The 2,359-nt window shown below is 69.8% G+C and carries 3 protein-coding genes; 2 read left to right on the plus strand and 1 reads right to left on the minus strand.

Annotated features, from left to right (window positions below; translation table 11 throughout):
* Positions 1-501, minus strand: a 501-nt coding sequence (locus DSP71_RS01120; RefSeq protein ID WP_220151061.1) for a phosphoenolpyruvate carboxylase, incomplete at its 3' end; no start/stop codon positions are given.
* 106 nt (positions 502-607) lie between these two features.
* Between DSP71_RS01120 and nhaA the strand changes: the two genes are divergently transcribed.
* Together nhaA and DSP71_RS01130 are read left to right on the plus strand one after the other, a co-directional pair.
* Positions 608-1,777 carry a Na+/H+ antiporter NhaA gene (nhaA, locus tag DSP71_RS01125; RefSeq protein ID WP_113680147.1) on the plus strand — a complete coding sequence of 390 codons (1,170 nt, stop codon included), beginning with the start codon at positions 608-610 and terminating at the stop codon, positions 1,775-1,777.
* Positions 1,778-1,908: 131 nt separating this feature from the next.
* Positions 1,909-2,359: MazG nucleotide pyrophosphohydrolase domain-containing protein (locus tag DSP71_RS01130; protein WP_258546195.1), on the plus strand; the 451-nt coding region annotated here is incomplete at its 3' end.

The following is a 2,359-nucleotide window of genomic DNA, read 5'->3' on the forward strand; positions in this document are numbered from 1 at the left end:
GTGCGCGGTGAAGACCGGGTGGAAGCGGAGCCCCTCCAGCCGACGTCGCGCCTCGTCGTCGCCCACCTCGGTGCGCAGGCGCGCGTATGCGGTGGCGACGGTGTCCGCGGCGTCCTCGCGACCCGGCTGGCCGGCGCGCTCGCGCAGCACACGCACGCGCTGATGCTCCTCCGCGAGGTTCACGAGGTGGAAGTAGCAGGTGAAGGCGCGGGCGACCTCATCGGCACGGGCGACCGTGAACGACTCGGCGATGGCCGCGGCGCGCTCGAAGGCGTCCGAGGTCTCGTCCTCATAGGCCTGGATCGTGGCGAGGCGCAGACGTTCGACGTCGTCGAACAGGTCGTCGCCACCGGCCTCGCGCAGCACCTGACCGAGCAGCTGGCCCAGCATGCGGACGTCGGTGCGCATGGCATCGGGGATGCCCTGGCCCGCCTCGAATCGGCCGATCACGCGGATGGCCTCGGTGTTCGTGGGTTCGGAGAAGGAGTGTGCGGGGGTCACCCCTCGAGAGTATCCCGCGTGCGAGGGGTCGCCTGCACGCATGACGACGTACTCCGTCACCGCGCCGTCCGGGTGCGCGGCACGCGCGCGACCTACGATGGACGGGATGCGCATCTCAGCGAACCCCCTCCGCGGACAGCAGTTCCCCGCCGTCCTCCTCCTTCTCGCGGCCGGGCTCGGCCTGCTGCTCGCGAACCTCCCGACGCATGATGCGCTCGCCGCCCTCCTCGACGTCCACATCGCCGTGCCAGGCACCGCCCTCGACCTGTCGATCGCGCACTGGGTGTCCGACGGTCTCCTCGCCGTCTTCTTCCTGGTCGTGGCCATCGAGCTGCGCCACGAGCTCACCCACGGTGAACTCGATTCCCCGCGCAAGGCGGTGCAGCCTGCCATCGCGGCCACCGGAGGAGTGCTCGTCCCGATCGCGGTCTACCTGCTGATCGCCGGTGGGGACAGCGTCACGGCACCGGGCTGGCCTATCCCGACGGCGACCGACATCGCCTTCGCGCTCGGGGTGCTGGCGATGTTCGGCAAGGGACTCCCGTCGCGGGTGCGCGTCTTCCTGCTCGCCCTGGCGATCCTCGACGACATCATCGGGATCGTCTTCATCGCCGTGCTGTTCGCCGTCGATGTGCAGTGGCTGCTGTTCGGACTCGCGATCGTGGGCGTGGCCGTGTTCTGGGCGCTGAGCCGACTCCTGCATGCGAAGGGCCACCCCCTGATCGCCGTTGCCATGGTCCTGGTCGGCGTCGTCACCTGGGGTCTGGTCGCCTCCTCCGGCATCCACGCGACGATCGCCGGCGTGCTGCTCGGACTCGTGATGGCACCCGTCCCCGCCGAGCGCACGAGACACGCGCTCGAGCCGACGGTGAACGGGGCGATCCTGCCGCTGTTCGCCTTCGTCGCGGCGTTCGTCGTGATCCCCGCCGTCTCGATCACGCAGCTGTCCCCGGCATTCTGGGCGATCGTGGTCGCCCTGCCGGTGGGCAAGATCATCGGCATCTCGCTGTTCGGCTGGATCGCGATGCGCATCCGCCCGAAGGGATCGGACCCGGCGTTGCCGTTCGCCGACATCCTCTCGGCCGGCGCTCTCGGCGGCATCGGGTTCACGGTGTCCCTGTTGTTGGCGAACCTCGCTTTCGCGGAGGACGGCGGCATCAGGGATCAGGCGATCCTCGGTGTGCTGGTGGGCTCGCTGATCGCGCTGGTGCTCTCCGGCATCATCGTGTCGCTGCGTGCGCGCTGGTACCGTCGGCTCTCATCCGCGGCGTCGTGATCCGGCGTCGTGATCGCGCGTCGTGATCGGTCGCCGTCGTGAACCGGTCATCGGGAGAAGGAGGAACCGTGAGCGTTGAATCCGAGGTCCGCTCGCCCGGGGAGGACCCGCTGCGCGAGGCTGCCGAGACCATGCGCGCGGTCAGGGAGCGCTGCGTGTGGTCGCAGCAGATCACGCATCGCGACCTCGTGCCCTATCTGATCGAGGAGTCGCACGAGGTGATCGATGCCGTCGAGGTCGGCTCTCGCGACGACCTGCGCGAGGAACTGGGGGATCTGCTCTGGCAGGTGCTGTTCCACGCGGCGATCGCCGCGCAGGACCCGGACGATCCGTTCGACATCGACGACGTGGCGCAGACGCTCACGGAGAAGATGGTGCGTCGTCATCCGCATGTGTTCGCCGGGGAGGTGGCTGAGACTCCCGAGCAGGTGCTGGTGCACTGGAACGCCGCCAAGGCCGCGGAGAAGCGCACCCGACGCAGCGTGCTCGACGGAGTGCCGCGCGGGATGCCGGCGCTCGCGCTCGCGCAGAAGATCGCCGGGCGGGCCATCGGCGCAGGAGTGCCCGTCGAGCGGGTCGCCT

Origin of the sequence: Microbacterium sp. H6 (assembly GCF_003314775.1) — a bacterium.
In the GTDB taxonomy this organism is placed as follows: Bacteria; Actinomycetota; Actinomycetes; order Actinomycetales; family Microbacteriaceae; genus Microbacterium; species Microbacterium oxydans.

Coding starts and splice junctions, on each gene's coding strand:
- nhaA (WP_113680147.1), top strand. CDS start 608: ATGCGCATCTCAGCGAACCCCCTCCGCGGACAGCAGTTCCCCGCCGTC.